The organism is Castellaniella sp. WN, assembly GCF_054457555.1.
Window position 1 is genome coordinate 815289 of the sequence record NZ_JBTKZC010000001.1, and the last position, 18248, is coordinate 833536.

General features: G+C 66.2%; 13 protein-coding genes and 2 pseudogenes. 8 read left to right on the plus strand and 7 right to left on the minus strand.

The window, feature by feature from the left end:
• Positions 1-9 precede the first annotated feature (9 nt).
• Positions 10-894, plus strand: a pseudogene (locus ACTPOE_RS03730) (IS630 family transposase); the annotation flags it as partial.
• A 37-nt stretch (positions 895-931) separates the two neighbouring features.
• Here the strand turns inward: ACTPOE_RS03730 and ACTPOE_RS03735 are convergent.
• The 3 genes and pseudogenes from ACTPOE_RS03735 to asnB form a co-directional block, all read right to left on the minus strand.
• A pseudogene (locus ACTPOE_RS03735) lies at positions 932-1246 on the minus strand (transposase); the annotation flags it as partial.
• Positions 1247-1308: 62 nt separating this feature from the next.
• Complete coding sequence (locus ACTPOE_RS03740; protein WP_458870873.1) at positions 1309-2097, minus strand: hypothetical protein; 789 nt, start codon at positions 2095-2097, stop codon at positions 1309-1311.
• Between the two features lie 72 nt (positions 2098-2169).
• Positions 2170-4122, minus strand: coding sequence for an asparagine synthase (glutamine-hydrolyzing) (gene asnB, locus ACTPOE_RS03745; protein WP_458870875.1), 1953 nt, complete (start codon positions 4120-4122; stop codon positions 2170-2172).
• 119 nt (positions 4123-4241) lie between these two features.
• Here asnB and ACTPOE_RS03750 point away from each other — a divergent pair, with 119 nt between their 5' ends.
• The 7 genes from ACTPOE_RS03750 (at position 4242) to ACTPOE_RS03780 (ending at position 13194) form a co-directional block, all read left to right on the plus strand.
• Complete coding sequence (locus ACTPOE_RS03750; protein ID WP_458870876.1) at positions 4242-5558, plus strand: hypothetical protein; 1317 nt, start codon at positions 4242-4244, stop codon at positions 5556-5558.
• Positions 5551-6342: a hypothetical protein gene (locus ACTPOE_RS03755; RefSeq protein WP_458870878.1), complete on the plus strand. Its 792-nt coding sequence runs from the start codon at positions 5551-5553 to the stop codon at positions 6340-6342. Before ACTPOE_RS03750 ends, ACTPOE_RS03755 begins: the two co-directional genes overlap by 8 nt.
• Positions 6342-9155: an ATP-binding protein gene (locus tag ACTPOE_RS03760; RefSeq protein WP_458870879.1), complete on the plus strand. Its 2814-nt coding sequence runs from the start codon at positions 6342-6344 to the stop codon at positions 9153-9155. Before ACTPOE_RS03755 ends, ACTPOE_RS03760 begins: the two co-directional genes overlap by 1 nt.
• A 10-nt stretch (positions 9156-9165) precedes the next feature.
• On the plus strand, positions 9166-10395 hold the full coding sequence (locus tag ACTPOE_RS03765; protein WP_458870881.1) for a DUF2399 domain-containing protein: 1230 nt from the start codon (positions 9166-9168) through the stop codon (positions 10393-10395).
• A 370-nt stretch (positions 10396-10765) separates the two neighbouring features.
• Positions 10766-11644, plus strand: coding sequence for a glucose-1-phosphate thymidylyltransferase RfbA (gene rfbA, locus ACTPOE_RS03770; protein WP_458870882.1), 879 nt, complete (start codon positions 10766-10768; stop codon positions 11642-11644).
• Positions 11641-12183, plus strand: coding sequence for a dTDP-4-dehydrorhamnose 3,5-epimerase (gene rfbC / locus ACTPOE_RS03775; RefSeq protein ID WP_458870883.1), 543 nt, complete (start codon positions 11641-11643; stop codon positions 12181-12183). Before rfbA ends, rfbC begins: the two co-directional genes overlap by 4 nt.
• A gap of 168 nt (positions 12184-12351) precedes the next feature.
• Positions 12352-13194 (plus strand): IclR family transcriptional regulator, encoded by an 843-nt coding sequence (locus tag ACTPOE_RS03780; protein WP_458870885.1) that lies wholly within the window; start codon positions 12352-12354, stop codon positions 13192-13194.
• A 65-nt stretch (positions 13195-13259) separates the two neighbouring features.
• On the opposite strand, the gene dapA is transcribed toward ACTPOE_RS03780, so the two are convergent.
• Genes dapA through ACTPOE_RS03800 form a run of 4 tightly spaced genes read right to left on the minus strand, consistent with a single transcriptional unit; the run spans position 13260 to position 18221 of the window.
• A complete protein-coding gene (dapA, locus tag ACTPOE_RS03785; protein WP_458870886.1) occupies positions 13260-14168 on the minus strand; it encodes a 4-hydroxy-tetrahydrodipicolinate synthase in 909 nt (302 codons plus the stop codon).
• A gap of 41 nt (positions 14169-14209) precedes the next feature.
• The gene (locus tag ACTPOE_RS03790) at positions 14210-15988 is read right to left on the minus strand and encodes an ABC transporter permease subunit (protein ID WP_458870887.1); all 1779 of its coding nucleotides are present in this window, start codon (positions 15986-15988) and stop codon (positions 14210-14212) included.
• 5 nt (positions 15989-15993) lie between these two features.
• Positions 15994-17097: an ABC transporter ATP-binding protein gene (locus ACTPOE_RS03795; RefSeq protein WP_458870888.1), complete on the minus strand. Its 1104-nt coding sequence runs from the start codon at positions 17095-17097 to the stop codon at positions 15994-15996.
• A 38-nt stretch (positions 17098-17135) separates the two neighbouring features.
• The gene (locus tag ACTPOE_RS03800; protein WP_458870889.1) at positions 17136-18221 is read right to left on the minus strand and encodes an ABC transporter substrate-binding protein; all 1086 of its coding nucleotides are present in this window, start codon (positions 18219-18221) and stop codon (positions 17136-17138) included.
• Between the last annotated feature and the right edge of the window lie 27 nt (positions 18222-18248).

Below are 18248 nucleotides of genomic sequence, written 5' to 3' on the forward strand. Positions count from 1 at the left end.
ATCACCGGCTATGAGGCGGGGGGGATGCTGTCGCTGGCACCCCGTCGGCGTGGCCGTCGCCGTGGCGAGGATCGCGCACTGACCGCCGAGCAGGAACAGACGGTGTGCCGCATCATCTGCGACAAGCGCCCCGAGCAGCTGAAGATGGACTTTGCGCTGTGGAGCCGTGCGGCGGTTATGCAGCTGATCGAGCGCGAGTGTGGTGTGACGCTGCATGTGCGCTCGGTGGGCAAGTATCTGGCCCGCTGGGGCTTCACCCCGCAGAAGCCGATCAAGCGTGCTTACGAGCAATCGCCCGCCGCGGTGCAAACCTGGTTGGAGGACACGTATCCGGCCATCGCCGAACGTGCCAAGGCCGAGGGCGGCGAGGTCCACTGGGGTGACGAGACGGCGCTGGTGAACACCGACGTGCGCGGTCGCAGCTATGCGCCCAAGGGCAAGACTCCGGTGGCGATGGCCATTGGCGGGACGCGGCAGAAGCTGTCGATGATCGCCAGCGTCACCAACCAGGGCAAGGCACGCTGGATGATCATTGATGGCGCGTTCAATCACGAAAAGTTGATCGAGTTCTTCGAGTCGCTGGTCCAGGATGCCGGGCGCAAGGTGTTTCTGATCCTGGACAACCTGGGCGTGCATCACTGCAAGCCGGTGAAGGCGTGGTTGGCCGCACACTCCGATCAGATGGAAGTGTTCTATCTGCCCAGTTACAGCCCCGAACTCAATCCCGAAGAACGCTTGAATGCCGATCTCAAACACGTCATCGGGCGCAAGGTTCCGATACGCACGAAGGCCAAACTACGCGCCGCTGCAGAAGAGCACATGCAAGTCGTCGCCAGCGAGCCGGCACGTGTCAAAGCCTACTTCCAAGACTTCCACGTCAAATACGCTGCGTAAAACTGTTTGAGGGCCGGATCAATAGAGCATTTTCGATTTATGTGCTGACATAACCAGCGGAGGCGAAGTAGTTCGAGCACTCCTGCGGGGAGAACTGATCGATCAACTCGCCGATGTGATCCCAAAGTGCATCGACGCTGCGCTTGGCTGCCTTGCGCAGCAACGCCTTGAGCTTGGCAAACATCTTCTCGATCGGATTGAGATCGGGCGAGTACGGCGGCAAGTACAGGATGCTGGCACCTCGGGCGGCGATGGCTTGCGCAACGCCAGTGACTTTGTGACTGGCCAGGTTGTCGGCAATGACGATGTCGCCAGGGCTGAGCGTGGGGCACAGGAATTGACGTACCCAGGCGAGGCTCAAGGCACACTGGAGATATCAACAAGAAAAACGCAGGGAGAACCCGTTGAGGAATATCAGAACAGCTTATTCAACAATTCAGGTTCGGACGACTTCAGCCGCTCAAGCATGCTATTCACGTAAAACATATCTGGCGAGGCATTCACCGGAAGCACGATCACCGTGTAATCCGGCTGATTCTTGTTCAATACGAAAGTCACCAAGCCAACGCCATGAATGCTGCATAACGACTTCAAACGGCTCATATCATCGCTGCCCGTCGAGTCCGGCACCACGATATAGCTTCGATGTGAGAAAAGACGATAGGCAACGGCCTGCCCAAAGGCAACCACGGGCTGATTGGGAACTACTTTAATTTCCGCCGAAACGATCTGCGGCTCGAACTTGAAGATATCCTGAGCTCGAGGCTTCAAGATTCCAAGCACATCGGGAGTTCCCCACTTTCCCCCCAGAACACTGCCACCCAGAGGGGCCGCCACTGTAGCATCATCGTTTTCTTCAAGCCAATCCGCGAAGCTTTGATAGAAATCCCGCTCGGTCAGAATTTCCGATGACGGCAAACCAGCCTGAACTACGACTGCATCCCCCTTATGTTCCTCGGCGCTAGCCTGCGCATCGTCCGCCTCGACAAACTTGACGAGCCGATACGTTCCACGAGCGACCTTCATCACTTCAGAGGTCTGCTTCTTCAGAAAAGCATGAACACCGCCACGAATACTGTTGCGCGGCGTCCCAGGCGCCTTCCTCTCAACCTCTCTAACCAAATCAGACCATCGTATTCCTTGCGGGTTTGCCTCAAGCACTTGAATGGCCTGCTCATAGATCTGTTGACGCCCCAGCTTCATGTCTTCCCCATCCCGATTTCGCACGAGTTCAAAGAACCATAGCTGGAATTCTAATATTCTTCCGCTCCGGCATTATTCCCCCAGCCATGCCTGGAACATCAGCACGCCCCACAGGGGATACTGCGCGTTGCGCCGGCCGGACAGATGTTCCGTCCAGGTCCTCCGGATCGGCACCGGATCGAAGAAGCCTTCCCGCCGCAGGCGCGATTCATCCAGCAGGTTTTCCGCCCAGTCGCGCAGCGGACCGCGCAGCCAGTCGCCGACGGGCACGCTGAAGCCCTTCTTGGGGCGCTCGATCAGATCACGAGGCACGTGCCGGTACAGCACCTGCCGCAGGATCCACTTGGCGGTGCCGTCGCGCAGCTTCATGGACTGCGGAATCCGCCAGGCGAATTCCACCACCCGGTGATCAAGGAACGGCACGCGGCCCTCCAAGGATACGCCCATGGCGGCTCGATCGACCTTGACCAGGATGTCGTCGGGCAGATAAGTGATGGCGTCCAGGGCCATCAGGCGCTGCACGCCGTCCAGGCCCTCCAGCGGCAGGGGCCGGCCACGCAGGCAGGTCGGGGGTTCGCGCCCGCCGATCACCAGGCTTTCCGGTTCCCAGCGCGAGATCGATTGCAGATACAGATCGTCGATGCGTTCGGCGGACAGCTTGCGGGCACCCTGGTGCAGCTTTTCGCCGGGTGCGGCGCGCAGCGACCCGGGCAGCAGCGGGCGCAGCGGCCCGAGCACGGCGTCCCAGGCTTCGGGCGACAGCGCGCGGATACCGCCGGCCGCCAGCTTCCGCAAGCCGAGCGGCACGCGGGCGATCCGGTCCCAGTGCCGGCTGTTGCGCAGGTAGCGGCCATAGCCGGCGAACAGTTCGTCGCCGGCGTCGCCCGACAGCGAGACCGTAACGTGCCGGCGCGCCAGTTGCGACACCAGGAAAGTCGGGATCTGCGAGGCATCGGCGAAGGGCTCGCTGTACAGGTCCGGCAACCGGGGGATGACGTCCCGCGCCTGCTCCGGTGTGACGTACAGCTCGGTGTGCTCGGTGCCCAGGTGCCGGGCGACCGCCAGGGCGTGCTCGGCCTCGTTGTAGCCCGGTTCGTGGAAACCGATGGAAAAGGTCCTGACCGGGCGTGCGGACTGGGCCTGCATCAGCGCCACCACGGTCGAGGAATCGATGCCCCCCGACAGAAAGGCGCCCAGCGGCACGTCCGCCAGCATCTGCTGGCGCACGGCGGACTTCAGCAGGTCCTCCAGTGCGTCGGTGGCCTCCTGGTCGGAGCCGGCGAACGGGGCGCGGTTGCCGGCAACGGCGACCTCGGCCAGAGACCAGTAGGTCTCGATCAGCGGCTCGCGCCGGTCGAGCGAGACCGTCAGCAGGCAGCCCGCCGGCAGCTTGGAGATGCCGCGGTAGATGGAATGAGGCGCCGGGATGTAGTTGTGCCGCATCAGCAGGCACAGGGCGTCGCGGTCGACTTCCGCCACGCAGCGCGGATGCGCCCGCAGCGCCTTGAGCTCGGAGCCGAACAGAAAGCAGGCATCGTCCCCGCTGCCCTGCCAGCCGTAGTACAGAGGCTTTTCTCCCAGGCGGTCCCGTCCCAGGGTCAGGACGCGCGCCTGGACATCCCAGACGGCGAAGGCGAACATGCCGATGCAGCGTTCCACTGTGGCCCGGACTCCCCAGGCCGAGAAACCGGCCAGCAGGGTCTCGGTATCCGAATGGCCGCGCCAGCCGGGCGCCAGACCAGCCTGCCCCAGTTCCCGGCGCAGGTCCAGGTGGTTGTAGATCTCGCCGTTGAAGACGATCACGTGGCGACCCGACGAGCCCGTCATGGGCTGGTGGCCCGCCGCCGACAGGTCCAGGATGGACAGGCGGCGATGGGCCAGTCCGATGCCCGAGCCGTCGATCCAGACGCCGGAGTCGTCCGGCCCGCGCGACACGATGGTGTCGGCCATGCGCTCCAGGACAATGGCGGCCTCGCGCGCATCATGCCCACGGCCGTTTCCCAGAAACCCCACCAAACCGCACATCGCGCCTTTCCTTTCGATCGTCGTTCGGTCGCCGGCCAATCCGGCGCGCGTGGTACATTTTACGGCCGACGACCACCCATCCACCCCGCTCCCGGCGAACGATCATGCCGGGCTCCGCCATGGATTCACAGCCCCTCCACGAAGAACACGACACCGGTTCGTTCGAAAGCCATTTCCGCGACCCAGCGCTCGCGGCCGAGGCACCGCTCGCCTGGCTGCTGGGACGGCGGCTGGATATCCTGGATGCCTTGCGCGGCCTGCTGTCCGGCGGGCAGGCGACGGCCCGGCTGCGCCTGTGGGTATTCCTGGAACTGGCCGCCCAGCCCCAGGGACGGCTGCAGCGGGAAGACCTGAACCAGCTGTTCTTCAGCCTCAGGCCCGAGGCGCTGGATGCGACACTCAAACGGCTGCGCGACCTGGGCCTGCTGGTCTGGGACGCCACAGCCCAGGACTACCATCTGTCCGCGCTCGCCCAGCAGTTGCAGGGCCTGCTGGCGCCTCTGGCTCGCGGCGCCGGCGAGGACGATGAAATGGCGTCCCTGCTTGCCCAGGTGGCCGGCGCCCAGGCGCTGGGCCTGTCCGACGCCGGCCAGATCCAGCACCTGCATGCCCAACTGGCGAGACGCCACGACGAATTCGCGGATGTGATCGCCAGCGGCTCGGAGGCACGTCTGCGGGATGCCCAGCCGCGCTTCGAACGCGCCCTGCAGCTGGTCGAGCGGGCGGGCGAGGCTCTGACGGCACTGATCCGCGGCGACCACGACGATCCGCGTCTGGAACGCGAGGCGCGTGCCCTGGGACGCGGGCAGGCGCGCCTGCTGTCGATGGCCAGTCAGTTCACGCGCGCGCTGCAGCAGGCCGACCGCCGGCGCATCACGCTGGGCAGCACCGGCATCACCAGTTCCGACGTCCGGCAATGGCTGCAGGCGCGCGGCGACCTGCACGAGCTGCTGGGCGACGCCCTGGCGGCCAGCCCCCACCCGGTCTTCGTCAGCGGCCACGAACTGGTCGACGTGGCCGAGGCGGAATTCGACCGCGACCGGCCCGATCCGCACCGCGTCCAGGGCCTGCCGCCGGCGGCGCGGGCCGAACCCGGTACGCTGGAAGCCCTGCGCATGCCTGAAGAACTGGGAACCCTGATCGGGCAGCTGGCCCGATGGACCGAAGCCGCGCCTCCCGGCGTGCCGCCGCCCGCCCGTCCCGTCACGGACGCGGTGCTGGGCGGCCGCTACGCCCAGGCGGCCTACCGGATGCAGCTGCTACCGCTGCTGGGCGACGAACAGGCGCGCGCCCTGCGGGGGCTGACGGGCGACCTGGCACGCTCGCCCTGGCACGCCGCCCTGCGTCCGGAACTGCTGGCGGCGCAGGACCCCTATGTTGCCCTCATCAGCGCGGGCACCCTGGAACCCGATTCTCCGGACGAATCCCATGCATGAAACCCTGGACGACGCCGCCCTGCTGATCGCGGAATTACTGGCCAGCCGCTGGCTGCCCCGGCGGCACCCGCGCGTGCGCCGGGCGCTGATCGACGCCGAACTGTGGCAGACGGTGCAGGATCGCCTGGCCCTGTCGGGCCTGCGCCTGGTCGACAACATCCATGCCGATCATGTCTGCGTCGCTCTGCTGCGCGGCGCCGAAACCGCGGTCTTCGGCGAGACCGGCCTGAACGCCAACAACAACGCCCGCCTGCCGCGCGATGCGGTCTCGCTGCTGGTGCTGCTGTGGTCGCTGATCGTGCTGCCCAAGCGCGAGCGCCAGGCGGCCCGCGCCGCGACGGCGGAGACCGGGAGCCAGGGAGAAATGTTCACCACCGAACGCCCGATCCCCAGCGCGGCCAGCGTCAGCCCGGTGGTGTCGTACAAGGCGCTGCTGGCCGATTTCGGCCCCCAACTGGGGCGCAAGACCCGTATGGACGGCAACCTGAAGCGCCTGGAGGCCCGGGGATTCATTCTGCGCAAGGGCGACGACATCGGCGAAGGACCGCTGCTGGACCTGCTGCTGGACTACGACGCGCTGGCGCCGCGCATCCTGGAGGGAGCGCTGGGCGACGTGCTGGCGCGCGCGCGCCGCCAGGCGGAAGCGGATCCGGCCGCGCCGGACCGGGATCCCGCCGCACCCGCTGAGGCCGGGCCACTCACCGGTCTCGCGAGTGACGCCGCCCTGGATGAAACCGCTGGATCGCCATCCGACGCCGAGCCGCACGCAAAGGACGAGGACTGATGTTTCACCTGCAATCCCTGGAACTGCTGCAGTGGGACTACTGCCAGCGCCTGACGCTGCCGCTGGACGGCGCCATCATCACCGTGGCCGGCCCAAACGGCTCCGGCAAGACGACGCTGCTCGACGCCATGCGCACCCTGCTGGGCCTGGACTGCTCGGGCGGGCGCAACTACAAGACCTACGCGCGCCACGCGAATGCCGACACGACCTGGCTGCGCGCCGTCGTGGACAACCGGCCGCACGGCCGCCAGACCTCCAGCCGGCCGTTTGCGCGCAACCTGCTGTACGCGGACCAGGTGACGCTGGCCTGCCGCATCGACCGCAACGGTGGCGACTGGCAGCGCCGCTACCTGATGGCGGACGGCGACGTGCCCATCGAGACCCTGCTCCAGGCGCCCGACAAGGACTGGCTCGGTATCGAGCATTGGCGCAAGCGCCTGGAGGGCGCCGGGCTGTCGCGCGCCATCGCCCGCGTGCTGGCCCTGGAACAGGGCCAGACCGACCGGCTGTGCGAATACTCGCCCAAGGAACTGCTGCGCCTGGTCTTCGACGTGTTCGGCGACCAGGAAGTGCTGGACCGCTACGAAGAGGCCCGCCGCCACCTGCGCGAGCAGGAAGCCGAGGTCGAGGTGGCCGAACGCGAACTGGCGCATGGCCGCGCCCAGCTGGCCGAACTGGAAGCCCGCGTCACCCAGTATCGCCAGTACCAGATGCGGCTGCGCGAACGCGAAGAGTTGGCGACCGAGGTCGTGCCGGTACTGGAATGGCACGAGGACCGGCGCGAGATGACCCAGCGCCTGAAAGAGCTGCTCCGTCAGCGCCAGCAGCACGCGGCTCACCAGCGACAGCGCACACAGGACCGGACCCGGCTGCTGACGCTGCTGGAAGCCCGCCAGGCAGCGGAAGCCCGCGTCAACGCGCTGGAAAAGGACAAGGACCAGGCCCAGGCCGCCCAACGCCAGGCCCGTGACGCGGAACGGCCCGTGGAAGATCTGGTCAAGCATGCCGACGAACTGCAGAAACTGGCCGCCATCGAGGGCGATGCCGCCCAGTTGGCCGAACGTGTCCGCGAACTGGAAGCGCAGAAATCCGAACTGGACCGCCGCTGGCACGCCGCCAGCGACCGGCGCACCCAGGTACGCACGGCGCTGGACGGCCTGCGGGGGCAGCGTCAGGCCCCCATGCCGCCCGAGGTCCAGCGCTTCCGGCGCACGCTGCGCCAGCAGGACATCGCGCATCACCTGATAGCCGATGTCATCGAGATCACCGACGAATCCTGGCGAGCCGCCGCCGAAGGCGTGCTGCGCGCCGCGCGCTGGGTGGTGGTGCTGCACGACCCCCAGGACGAGGGCCGGGCCATGGCCCTGGCCGAAAAGGAACGCTACCGGCACTATCTGGTGGCCGAAGCCGAGCACGCGCCCGCCTCTCCTCCGCCGGACAGCCTGCTGGCCGTGCTGCGATTTTCCGATATGGCGCCTGGCTGGCTGCTGCACCAGTTGGCACAGATCCGCCGGGTGACCGACACCCAGGCCGGCGCCCGGTCGGGCGGCGAATGGATCACGCCCCAGGCCTACTGGCGCGACCGCCGGGGCGGGCGCAGCGTCTGGATCGACCCGTCCGAGCACCAGTTCGGCGCCGCCGCGCTCGCCGCGCGCGCCGACGCGCTGCAACGCCAACTGACACAGCTGGACGAACAGCTGACAGACCTGGCTCAACAGGACAGAACCTTGCGCCGGGAACTCGAAGCCGCACGCCAGACCGGCGCGGGCCACCGCGCCGCCGAGGCCCTGATCCAGCGGGGCGAGGAATTCGAACGCGCGCGCCAGCAATGGCCCACCTTGAAACAGGCCCGCATCGAGGCCGGCGAACGCTGGCAATCCCTGGAGGAAGCCCACAAGAACGCCGTCATCGAACAGACGCGCGCCGGCAATCGCTACGACAGCCTGCAACAACGCCTGTCCGAAGGCGAACGCGAGGCCGAGCGCACCGAACGCGAATGGCAGGCGCGGCGCGAGGAACAGCGCGACCGGGCGGCTGCATCGCACGCACTGAAACGGCGCTTTCCCACGCACTGGATCACCCTCGAAAAGCGGCACGCCCTGCTGAAACACTACCAGAATGCGACGCAGGCCAGACTGCGCGCCGAAACCCTCGAACGCGAACTGGCGGAAGGCCAGTGGGAAACGGACGGCACCGTCGAGGAAAAGCAGTTCCTGATGCAAACCACGGTCGGCGACCAGACGGCCCGCCTGGAGACCTGCAAGGCGCGCAACGCGGCGGCGGCCACGGCCGTGGCCAACGCCCGGGAACGCTACATCGACGTGCTGCGCGCCACGGTGCGCCGCTACCGCAAGAACATCACCGACCTGGGTGCCCTGGCCGGCGTCGAAGTCGTCGCCGACCTGCCCCACCTGGACAACGACGACACCGTGCTGCGCCAGGCGGAATTGAAGGTCAGCTTCAATTTCGACGGCAAGGGCCGCATCGGCCTGAACGACGGCGAGGCCTCGGGCGGCCAGCAGGTGATCAAGTCCCTGATCCTGCTGGTCGGCCTGCTCAAGGACGATGACATGTCCGGCGGCTTCGTCTTCATCGACGAGCCCTTCGCTCACCTGGACGTGCGCAACATCCAGCTGGTTGGCCATTTCCTGAAATCCACCCGTGCCCAGTACGTGCTCACGACCCCGATCACGCACAACGTGGAAGTGTTCGAGCCGGCCGACATCACCCTGGTCACATCCAAGAAGCCGCGCGATGCGCGCTGGGCGCCGCCCATCGGCGTCCTGCAGCGGCGGGCGGAAACGGCGGTCTGAGGATCTCGCCATGGGAACGCCGGACTGGATCGATGAAGCCAAAGGCCGGAACAAGCGCGAACGTCGCGCGGACACGCCGATCCCTGAAACACTGCCGTTCCCATTCGCCGAGGACAAGAAGACGCTGCTGCGCCGCTGGGTGAGCAAAGACGAGATCAAACGCACGCACGGCACATTGGTCAAAGCGGCGGGCGGCACCACCGGCATCGAGCTGGCCAATGCCCTGTGCGAGTGGTTGCTGGACCGGGGCTGGATCATCCGCTGCGAACAATTCAAAGGCGGCGCATGGCGATGGAACGCCTTGATCTGGCGCGACCTGCCGCGTCTACGGGCGCTTTTGGGCGTCACCGGCCCGAACCAGCGAGCCGAGACACGCCAGGCCCTGATCGATCAGGCGCAGGACTGGCTACGGACCTGGAGTACCTCCGCGACTGAACCCGATCCCGACCTGCTCGACGAACTGGAACGGGCCACAGCTCAACTGGCCGGCGATCGGGCGCCGCTCGATCGGCTCGCCCGGCGGCTGGATCTGCTGCGCGCCCTGACGGCCTGGCACGACGCTGAAGAATCCGGCACGCGGCGCGATTTCGCCCTGCGCGCGGCCGGCGGCACCAAGGCGCTGTCCGCGGCCGACTGGCGCTGGCTGGAATCGTGCTTCGACCTGGAACGCCTGCGGATCGCGCGCTTCGCCCTGATGGCCTGGCTCGCGGGCGACGTGACCCTGGGCTGGGGCGAGGGACGCATGATGCCGCTGAGCCATCTGCATTGCATCGGCCTGCCGCTGACCGACCTGGTCCGCATCGACGCCGCCGAGGCGCCGCGATGCTGGTGGCTGATCGAAAACCGCGCCAGCTTCGAGCGCCAGGCCCTCGATCCGGAACCCGGCACAGCCCTGCTATGGATGCCGGGACGGCCGCCGACCGCCTGGCGGAAAGCCGTCGGCCATTTGCTGCATCTGGCGCCCGCGCCGGCCCGGATCAGCGCGGACGCCGACCCTTCCGGCGTGGATATCGCCTGTTCAGTCGGAGAAATCTGGCAGTCCCTGAACTTGACCTGGGAACCGCACCGGATGGGCGTGGCCGAGTGGACCGCCACCGCCCAGACCTGGCCGCTGAACGCGCACGACCGACGCCTGCTGGACCGCCTGCTGGATCGCCCCCGCCTGCCGGCCGGGCTGCGCGCCCTGTGCAAGGCCATGGAGACCGAAGGCCGCAAGGCGGAGCAGGAGGCCTGGCTCTAGTGTCCTGTCTGGCTAATTCCGATCCTTGCCTTCGGCGCCCGGGCTGGCCATGCTGCGTTGCTTGTCCACCTCACCGCTTGCAAGCGGTTCGGATTCGTCAGGCACGGAGCAGTCCGCAGGGACTGCTCCGTGTCCAGACTCATCCTCGCGATAGCACCGGCTATCGATGCGGTTTGCACCTTGCCTGACAAGCCCATGCATCCGAATTCAAGTGACCAAACTCACCAGACAGGACACTAGGCATCCATCCACCGGTCCGGCGCGCCGGCCGGTCGGCGTGAACCGCCCGAAAACCGCCGCCTGATCCCCGCATCGCCATGTCCCGTTCCCCGCTACACTGGCGGCTGGTCCAGTCCCCCTCAGGCGCTCCATGAAAGGCATCATCCTCGCCGGCGGTTCCGGCACCCGGCTGCATCCGATCACGCGCGGCGTGTCCAAGCAATTGCTGCCCATCTACGACAAGCCGATGATCTACTACCCGCTGTCGGTGCTGATGCTGGCCGGCATCCGCGACGTGCTGGTGATCTCCACGCCCGACGACCTGCCGGGATTCCAGCGCCTGCTGGGCGACGGATCGGACTTCGGCATCGCCCTGTCCTATGCGGAGCAACCCTCGCCCGACGGCCTGGCGCAGGCCTTCCTGATCGGCGCGGACTTCATCGGCGACGACCGGGTCTGCCTGGTGCTGGGGGACAACATCTTTTACGGCTACGGCTTCAGCGGCATGCTGCGCGAAGCCGCCCAACGGGCCTCGGGAGCCACCATCTTCGGCTATCGGGTCGTGGACCCACAGCGCTTCGGCGTGGTGGAATTCGACGCCGCCGGACGCGCCCTGTCGATCGAGGAAAAGCCCGCCCGACCGAAATCCCCTTATGCCGTGACCGGCCTGTACTTCTATGACAACGGCGTAGTGGACATCGCGCGCGAGGTGCGGCCTTCGGCGCGGGGCGAGCTGGAAATCACCGATGTGAACAACGCCTACCTGCGACGCGGCGACCTGCACGTCAAGCTCCTGGGCCGGGGCTTCGCCTGGCTGGACACGGGTACGCACGAAAGCCTGCTGGATGCCGGCACCTATGTGCAGACCATCGAGCGTCGCCAGGGACAGAAGGTCGCCTGCCTGGAGGAGATCGCCTTCAACAACGGCTGGCTGGACCGCGCCGGGCTGGAGGAACGCGGCGCGCGGCTGTCCAAGACGGATTACGGCCAATACCTGCTGGTCCTGGCGCGCGAGGACTGCGGACGATGAAGATCATCGACACCGCCCTGCCCGGCGTGCGCCTGATCGAACCGCGGGTCTTCGACGACGCGCGCGGCTTCTTCCTGGAATCGTTCAGCGTCCGCCGCTACCGCGAGGAAGCCGGCATCGACCTGGATTTCGTCCAGGACAATGTCTCGCGCTCAGCACGCGGCGTGCTGCGCGGCCTGCACTTCCAGCGCACCCGCCCGCAGGGCAAACTGATCCAGGTGATCGAGGGCGCGGTCTTCGACGTGGCCGTGGACATCGATCCCCGATCGGCCACCTTCGGCCGGCATGTCGCGGTGGAACTGTCGGCCGACAACCACCGCCAGATCTGGATTCCCCCCGGCTACGCGCACGGCTTCTGCGTCATCAGCGAGGCGGCGATCTTCCAGTACAAGTGCACGGATTACTACGACCCGGCCGACGAGGGCGGCCTGGCCTGGAACTGTCCGGACCTGGCGATTCCCTGGCCGATCCGCGCTCCCATCCTGTCGGACAAGGACCGGCGCCATCCAGGGCTGCGGGAATGGGCGCGGGACCGGTGACCGCCCCCCTCAGGCCGTCTTCAAGCGCCCTCCTCGCGGCCCCATGACCAGTCGTCTGTTTTTCGAAAGACTGATTGGAATATAATTGAACGAATCGTATTTCAATTTGATCAGCGATTGCATGAAAGGTGAAACTCGGCGATCGCCGCCCGACAGGAATCTGCGGCCGTGCCCGAACAATCCGCCTCCCCCCTTTCACCTGGTCCGGACGACCCCACCTCCGGCGCCGCGCCGAAACGCTCCACGCTGTTCATCGGCTCACTGGAAAAAGCGTTCAAGGTCCTGCACGCATTCGACGGCGCGCGGCGCCACATGAGCCTGGCCGATCTGGCCCGCAACACGGGGCTGGATCGCAGCGCCACGCAACGGCTGGTCCACACGCTGGAGGCCCTGGGCTACCTGCGCCGGGTGCCCGAAACCCGCCTCTACGGGCTGGCGCCGAAACTGCTGCAACTCTCGTACAACTACATCCGGGCCAACGAACTGATCGACAAGGCCTCGCCCTATTTGCTGGACATCAGCCGGACCGTGGGCGAAACCACCAATCTGCACGAACTGGATGGCGCCGACATCGTCTTCCTGGCGCGCTTTCCAGGTCAGCACCTGGTCAATGTGGACATCACCGTGGGCAGCCGCCTGCCGGCATTCTTCACCGCCTCGGGCATCGCTATCCTGTCCAGGCTCCCGGAAGCCAGACGCCGCGATATCCTGGCGCAGACCGACCTGCGCCCGATCACGCCCTATACGGAAACCGATCCGCAAAAACTGCTGGACCGTGTCCAGCGGGCAGCGGCAAAAGGCTACGCCGTGGTCAAGAACGAAACCGTTCTGGGCGACATTTCCATCGCGGCACCGGTCGCCGACCATCGCGGCCATACGGTCAGCGCCATCAATATCGCGGTGCCCACGACACGCTGGACGCTGGAGCGCGTCGAGTCCGAACTCGTCCAGCACGTCCAGGTGGCCGCCACCTCGATCTCCAAATCCAAGTTCGGACGATACCCAGTCTGACGCGTTGTCCGGGGCCGGGAAGCCCGTCGCCCGACCGGCCCCGAACGGCGGCATGCCCGCCTTCCCTACGCGGCGGCGTCTCCGAATTCCCGCAGCAGCCCTTCCAATTCACGGCGCAGCGCGGCCTGCAAATCCGGGGCCGGGCTGACCAGGGGCTGGAGCACGCGCGGCGCCCGGATACCGATCAGGTCCATGACGGACTTCATCGGTCCGGGGTTGGTCTCGGAAAAAGCCAGATTCAGCAAGGGAATCAGGCGCCGGTGCAGGGCCAGGGCCTCGGCCGTCCTGCCCTGTTTTCCCAGCGCATACATCTGCAGCCACGCCCGAGGCAGCACACTGGCGGTCACCACCACCCCGCCCCGGGCGCCCGCCGCCATGTGCAGCGGGAAAAGGGCATCCTCACCGCTCAGCACCGCGAAGGTGTCGTCCACACCGGCCACGGTGCGCAGAAAATGGTACATGTCGGTGTTGCAAGCCTTCATGCCGATGATCCGCTCATGCCGCGACAACTCATGCAGCACTTCGGGCCGGATGGCGATTCGGGTGCGATAGGGAATCTCGTAGATCAGGATCGGCACCGGAGACTCGTCGGCATAGCGCATGAAATAGTCCCGGATACCGTCCTGCGTCGGATTCGTGTAGTAGGGCGTGAGCACCATCAGCGCATCGGCCCCGGCGGCGGCCAGTTCCCTGCCAGACTCCAGGGCGTCGTAATAGCCCGGATCCAGCACACCCGGGATGATGGGCAGCCTGCCAGCCGCGACCTCGACCATCAAGGCGGCCATGCGCGCGCGTTCCCTGCGCGCCAGGGAGCCGTATTCGCCCGTGCCGCCCAAAGGCACGATGCCGTTCACACCATGCCCGATCAAAGACTCGGCCAGGGCGCGGGCAGCCGTGACGTCGATAGTATCGTCGGACCTGACCGGCGTGGGAATGGCGGGGAGCACGCCGTGCAGATGGCTGGAATCGATCATGAAAGCTTCCGTAGTGACATGGACAGAAAAAGGAGTGGACATCAGGCCAGGCTGCGTTGCCGCAGCCGGTCGGCGACCCAGATCAGGACCGCGATGAAGACAAACAGACAGGTGGACACCGCCGCGATCACCGGCGAAATCTGCAGAGTCACCTCGTCCCAGAATTGCTTGGGCAGCGTGGCGCTCAGTCCGCCGGACGAGAACAGCGCGATGGTCAGCTCGTCGAACGAGGTCGCGAAGGCAAACAGGAACGACGACAGCAGGCCCGCGCCCAGGATCGGGAATGTGACGTAGCGCAAGGTGGCGACCGGCCGGGCCCCCAGGCTCTGCGCCGCCAGGTCCAGGCGCTGATCGTAGTTGCGCAGGACGGCCATCATGGTGATCACCACATAAGGGACAGCCACGACGGTGTGCGCCAGCATCAGACCGACGGATGTGCCCACCAGGCCGATCCCCGCAAAGAAGTAGAAGATGCCCACGGCGATGATCATGCGCGGCACCACGATCGGCGACAGCACGAACGCCAGCCACAGGCCCTTGCCTCGCATGTTGCCGCGCGCCAGCATGAAAGCCACGGGAGTGCCGATCAGCATGGACAGGATACCGGCGCCCAGACCGACGACGAGCGAACGCGCGATCGCCCCCATCCACATCGGCGAGTCGAGCATCTGCTGGTACCACTGCAGGGAAAAACCGCGCGGCGGCCAGTTCAGACCCGACTCGGCGCCGAAAGACAGTGGCACCATCAGAAAGGCGGGAAGGCTCAGGAACACCAGCACGGCAACCACCAGCCACCACAGGCCGCGCGAAGGCTTCGAGGCGAGCGCCCCGGAGCGAGCGCCGAATCGCAAACACGTCAGCAGCCAGTCCGAGCCCAGGGCCAGGCCATTCAGCACGGCGTCCCCCGCCCGATGGATGAGGCCATCGCTGCGCACGCGCCGCCCGGTGTCGATCCCTCCGCCGGCCATGGTGGACAGCCCCAGCAGTTTGTCGTAGAGCGCGAATACCAGCAGTACGACGAGCAGCAGCAGGACGGAAATAGCGCCCGCGAACCCCCAGTTCAGGGTCTGCTGAATCTGATCGATGATGATCTGAGTAATCATGGTCTCGCGGCGTCCGCCCAGGAGGGCGGGCGTAATGAAGAAGCCGATCGCCGTAACGAACACCATGATCCCGGCTGCGGCCACACCGGGCATCGACAGCGGAAAATAGATCTTCCAGAAGGCCGTCCCCGGCCGCGCCCCCAGGGTGGCCGCTGCGCGCGGCAGGTTGCGGTCGATGTTTTCCATGACCGACAGCATGGTCAGCACAGCCAGCGGCATCAGGGCGTGGACCATGCCGATCACCACACTGCCGAACCGGTACAGCAGGTCGGCCGGAGCGTCCAGAATGCCCAGCGCCTGCAGCCACTGGTTCAGGGGGCCGTTGCGGCCCAGGATGACGATCCAGGCGAAGGTGCGCACGAGAAAACTGGTCCAGAACGACAGCACGATCCAGAACAGCAGGATGCCCTTGCGCTGACGGGGCAGCGACGAAATCAGGTAGGCAACCGGAAAGCCCGCCAGCACCGAGAAGAAGGTCGTCCACAGCGAAATCTTCAAGGTGATCAGCAATACGTCGATGTAGACGGAGGACTGGAACAGACGGCGATACTGCTCCAGACCAAAGCCGCCGCCCTCGTCATGGAAACTTTGCAGCAGCAGTTGCCCGACCGGATAGACGAGCAGGATCAGCAGCAAGGCGCACAGCGGCCCGCCCATCAGCACCGTGCGCCATTTCTTGCGGGCGGCCACGGCGGAAGCCGGAGAATGTCCGTTCATGGCTCTCACTCCGCCAAGGCGACCGCGTCGGTCTCGTGCCAACCCAGCATCACCATCTGGCCCGGTTCATAGACCGGCGCCGATCCGCAGGTGGGATAGGCTGCGACGATCGTAGCCCCGGCGGCGGTGCCCTCCATGTACAGCTTGGTCAGACTGCCGGTAACCATGACGTCGGTCACCCGTGCCGACAGGCGCGCCTCGGGAGCCGGACCGGCATCCCCGCCGGAAGGCACCGGCAGAACCCGGATGTTCTGCGGACGCACCATCACCTTGATCGCATCCCCCGCCGACAGGCGCGCCTGATGGCAGGCGGCCCGGCCTCCCGCCCCGCCATCCAGCTCGATGCCGACGCTGCCGGCCGCCACGTCGGCCACCCGGGCGTCAAACAGATTGGAATCGCCCAGGAAATCGGCCACGAAAAGCGTGCGAGGCCGGAAATACAGGTCGGCCGGAGTGCCCAGTTGCTCGATGGCGCCCGCGTTCATCAGACAGATGCGGTCCGACATGGTCATGGCCTCTTCCTGATCGTGCGTCACATAGATCACCGTCGTTCCCAGCTCCCGGTGGATGCGCTTGATCTCCAGCTGCATCTGGTCGCGCAGCTTCTTGTCCAGGGCGCCCAGCGGCTCGTCCATCAGGATGATGGAAGGACGGTAGACCAGGCAGCGCGCCAGCGCGATGCGTTGCTGCTGGCCGCCGGACAATTCGCGCGGATAGCGCTGGGCGACGTGCGGCAGGCGCACCATGTCCAGCGCCTCGGCGGCCCGGCGTCTGGCCTCGGCGGCTGCGACCTTGCGCATCTTCAAGGGGAAGATGATGTTCTCCTCGATGGTCATGTGGGGAAACAGGGCGTAGTTCTGGAACACCATGCCGATATCGCGCTCGTAGGGCGCGCCATAAGTCACATCCTTCCCGTCGAGCAGGAGCCGCCCTTCGTCGGGCTGGGACAGACCCGCTATCAGGCTCAGCAAGGTGGTCTTGCCCGACCCCGACGGGCCGAGCAAGGTCAGAAACTCTCCGCTGGCCACGTCCAGCTGCGTCGGCGCCAGCGCCACGAAGCTGCCATAGCGCTTGCCGAGTCCGGTGATCTGAAGATTCGATGCGGACATGCGTGCCGTCTCCCTTGGCGGATGCGCCGGCATGGCGCTTATTTCAGAACCCAGGCGTTGAAACGCTCGATCACGGCGCGCTGGTTGTCGAGCCAGTATTGGGCGTTGATCGGCACACCCGTCTTCATGTTTTCCGGGCTGGTGGGGCAGTGCTTGGCGATCTCGGGCGCGATGTAGTCGAAAGCGGCCGGCTGCGTCACTCCGGCGGCGAAATATTCCGTCAGGGCCGCCTGGCGCTTGGGGTCCGAAGCGAACTTGATGAACTCGCGGCAGGCATCCGCATTGGGCGTCCCGGCCAGGATCGACCAATTGTCGGCGCCCCAGATGTTCTGGCTCCATACGATGCCGACCGGCGCGCCGTTGGCGGCGGCGGATTGCGCGCGCGACACCCAGGTGGCGACCATATCGACTTCGCCCGAACCCAGCATCTGCTCCACCTGCGCGCCGCTGTTCCACCACACGGCCACATCGGCCTTCACCCGGTCCAGCGCGTGGAATGCCCGGTCCAGATCGCAGGGATAGACCTGTGCATTCGAAACGCCATCGGCCATCAGGGCTTCCTCGATCGTGTCGAAGGGATGCTTGCGCAAGGCGCGCCGCCCGGGAAAATCCTTGACATTCCACAGATCCGCCCAGGACTCGGGGGCCCGACGTCCCTTGAAAGCGTCGGTGCGATAGGCCAGCACCGTGCTGTAGACGTTGGTGCCCACGCCATAGGGCGACATGTACTGCGACGGGATGGTGGCGACGACGGGATCGGACTCCAGCCCGTGCTTTTCCAGGTATTTCTTCTGAGTGGACGTCAGCAGCAGGATGGCGGGGTTGCTGATCTTGGCCATATCCCAGGCATAGCTGCCTGCTTCCACCATGCTGCGGATCTGGGCCGTGGGCTCGGCGTTGGCAGCGACGCCCACCACCTCGATGCCGGTCTTTTCAAAGAACGGCCGGTAATAGACCGCGCCATAGGCCTTGGCGTAGATCCCGCCGTCGTCACGCACGACGATCCGTTTTCCTGCGCCACGCGCAGGCGTCCAGACGAGGGGGGCGGCGACCGCGGCCAAGCCTGCGGCAGCGGTCTTCAGGGCGGTACGTCGCGACGCGTTGAAAACATAGGGCTTCTTCATGGCAGCTCCTAAAGGGTGGGACGAAAG

Coding starts and splice junctions, on each gene's coding strand:
- ACTPOE_RS03740 (WP_458870873.1), bottom strand. CDS start 2,097: ATGAAGCTGGGGCGTCAACAGATCTATGAGCAGGCCATTCAAGTGCTT.
- asnB (WP_458870875.1), bottom strand. CDS start 4,122: ATGTGCGGTTTGGTGGGGTTTCTGGGAAACGGCCGTGGGCATGATGCG.
- ACTPOE_RS03750 (WP_458870876.1), top strand. CDS start 4,242: ATGGATTCACAGCCCCTCCACGAAGAACACGACACCGGTTCGTTCGAA.
- ACTPOE_RS03755 (WP_458870878.1), top strand. CDS start 5,551: ATGCATGAAACCCTGGACGACGCCGCCCTGCTGATCGCGGAATTACTG.
- ACTPOE_RS03760 (WP_458870879.1), top strand. CDS start 6,342: ATGTTTCACCTGCAATCCCTGGAACTGCTGCAGTGGGACTACTGCCAG.
- ACTPOE_RS03765 (WP_458870881.1), top strand. CDS start 9,166: ATGGGAACGCCGGACTGGATCGATGAAGCCAAAGGCCGGAACAAGCGC.
- rfbA (WP_458870882.1), top strand. CDS start 10,766: ATGAAAGGCATCATCCTCGCCGGCGGTTCCGGCACCCGGCTGCATCCG.
- rfbC (WP_458870883.1), top strand. CDS start 11,641: ATGAAGATCATCGACACCGCCCTGCCCGGCGTGCGCCTGATCGAACCG.
- dapA (WP_458870886.1), bottom strand. CDS start 14,168: ATGATCGATTCCAGCCATCTGCACGGCGTGCTCCCCGCCATTCCCACG.
- ACTPOE_RS03790 (WP_458870887.1), bottom strand. CDS start 15,988: ATGAACGGACATTCTCCGGCTTCCGCCGTGGCCGCCCGCAAGAAATGG.
- ACTPOE_RS03795 (WP_458870888.1), bottom strand. CDS start 17,097: ATGTCCGCATCGAATCTTCAGATCACCGGACTCGGCAAGCGCTATGGC.
- ACTPOE_RS03800 (WP_458870889.1), bottom strand. CDS start 18,221: ATGAAGAAGCCCTATGTTTTCAACGCGTCGCGACGTACCGCCCTGAAG.